A 2,492-nucleotide genomic window follows, 5' to 3' on the forward strand; every position below is an offset into this window, starting at 1 on the left:
CCCTGGCCCGGGCCATCACCGCCATCGAGTCGGGGACCCTCGATCCGGCGGTGGCGACCTCTCTGTCGGCTGCGGCGCGGCGCCACGACGTGCCCGTGGTCGGCATCACCGGAACCGGGGGCTCGGGGAAGTCGTCGTTGACCGACGAACTCGTCCTCCGGTTCCGTATGGATCAGGGCGACAAGCTCAGGATCGCGGTCCTGGCCGTCGACCCGACGAAGCGACGCGGTGGCGGGGCCCTGCTGGGTGACCGCATCCGCATGAACGCCATTCACACCCCGCAGGTGTACTTCCGGTCCATGGACACCCGGGGCAGCGGCACCGAGGTGCCCACGTCGGTTGCCGGGGCCATCGACGCCTGTCGTGCCGCCGGATTCGACCTGGTGATCGTCGAGACCCCCGGCATCGGTCAGGGCGACGCGGGCATCGTCGAGTTCGCCGACGTCTCGCTGTACGTGATGACGCCCGAGTTCGGCGCCGCCTCACAGCTCGAGAAGATCGACATGCTCGACTTCGCGGACGTCGTCGCGATCAACAAGTTCGAGCGCCGCGGCGGCGAGGACGCCCGCCGCGACGTCGCCCGCCAGATCCTGCGCAACCGTGACGAGTGGGGCGCCAGCTGGGAGGACATGCCCGTCTACGGGACCTCCGCGGCCACCTTCCACGACGAGGGCGTCACCGCGCTCTACGGCAAGCTCGTCTCGCTGCTGGGCGGCAAGGGTCTGCCGGAGGGCCCCGGGCACCTCGCGATCCCCGACACCAGCGTCTCCACCTTCGCCGGGTCGGCCATCCCCGCCGACCGGGAGCGCTACCTCGCCGACATCGCCGCGACGGTCCGCGGCTACCACGCGCAGACCGAGGAGATGGTCGCCGCCGCCGGACGCCGCGCCGCGCTGCGGCAGGCGACGGAGGCCCTCGGCGACCGCGACGCGGGCGAGCTGCCGGCGGTCCTCGAGGAGGCCGAGCGCGCCCTGCCGCTCGAGGCGGCCGAGCTCCTCGACGGCTGGGAGCAGACCAAGGAGGACTACGCCGGCGACGAGCTCGTCGTGCACGTCCGCGACAAGGAGCTCCGCACCCGGCTCACCCGCGAGACCCTCTCGGGCTCGAAGGTCAACCGGGTCGCGCTGCCGCCCTTCACCTCCGACGCCGAGGTGCTGCGCTTCCTGCGCCGCGAGAACCTCCCCGGGCACTTCCCCTTCACCGCGGGGGTCTTCGCGTTCAAGCGCGAGGGCGAGGACCCGGCCCGCATGTTCGCGGGCGAGGGCGACGCGTTCCGCACCAACCGCCGGTTCCACTACCTCTCCGAGGACTCCGACGCCAAGCGCCTCTCGACGGCCTTCGACTCGGTCACCCTCTACGGCCGCGACCCCGCCACGCCCCCGGACGTCTACGGGAAGGTCGGCACCTCCGGGGTCTCGATCGCCACGCTCGACGACATGAAGGTGCTCTACTCCGGGTTCGACCTCACGTCGCCGACCACGTCGGTGTCGATGACGATCAACGGCCCGGCGCCCACGCTGCTGGCCTTCTTCATGAACACCGCGATCGACCAGGTCGTCGACGCCTTCGTCGAGCGCGAGGGTCGGGAGCCGGACGACGACGAGCGCACCGACCTCGTCGCGCACGCCGTCTCCGAGGTCCGCGGCACGGTGCAGGCCGACATCCTCAAGGAGGACCAGGGGCAGAACACCTGCATCTTCTCCACCGAGTTCTCGCTGCGGATGATGGCCGACATCCAGGAGTGGTTCATCGCGCACGAGGTGCGCAACTTCTACTCGGTCTCGATCTCCGGGTACCACATCGCCGAGGCCGGGGCGAACCCCATCTCGCAGCTCGCGTTCACCCTGTCGAACGGGTTCACCTACGTCGAGTCCTACCTCGCGCGCGGCATGGCGATCGACGACTTCGCGCCGAACCTGTCGTTCTTCTTCTCCAACGGCATGGACGCCGAGTACTCCGTGATCGGCCGCGTCGCGCGGCGCATCTGGGCGGTGGCGATGCGCGAGCGCTACGGCGCGAACGAACGCTCGCAGAAGCTCAAGTACCACGTCCAGACCTCGGGGCGGTCCCTGCACGCGCAGGAGATGCAGTTCAACGACATCCGCACCACGCTGCAGGCGCTGTGCGCGCTCTACGACAACGCGAACTCGCTCCACACCAACGCCTACGACGAGGCCGTCACCACGCCCTCGCAGGAGTCGGTGCGCCGGGCGCTGGCCATCCAGATGATCATCAACAAGGAATGGGGCCTGTCGCTCAACGAGAACCCGCTGCAGGGCTCGTTCGTGATCGACGAGCTCACCGACCTCGTCGAGGAGGCCGTGCTCGTCGAGTTCGACCGGATCGCCGAGCGCGGCGGCGTGCTGGGCGCCATGGAGACCGGCTACCAGCGCGGCAAGATCCAGGACGAGTCGATGCTCTACGAGGGCCGCAAGCACGACGGGACGCTCCCGATCATCGGCGTCAACACGTTCCTGCCGCCGCCCGACGCC

At 69.9% G+C, this 2,492-nt stretch carries 1 protein-coding gene; it reads left to right on the plus strand.

Going from position 1 to position 2,492, the window contains the following annotated elements; translation table 11 throughout:
• The coding region (icmF, locus tag AC0CYZ_RS23470; RefSeq protein WP_472219814.1) for a fused isobutyryl-CoA mutase/GTPase IcmF at positions 1 to 2,492 on the plus strand (2,492 nt) is incomplete at both ends.

It is taken from the genome of Actinomycetospora sp. (genome assembly GCF_055612215.1).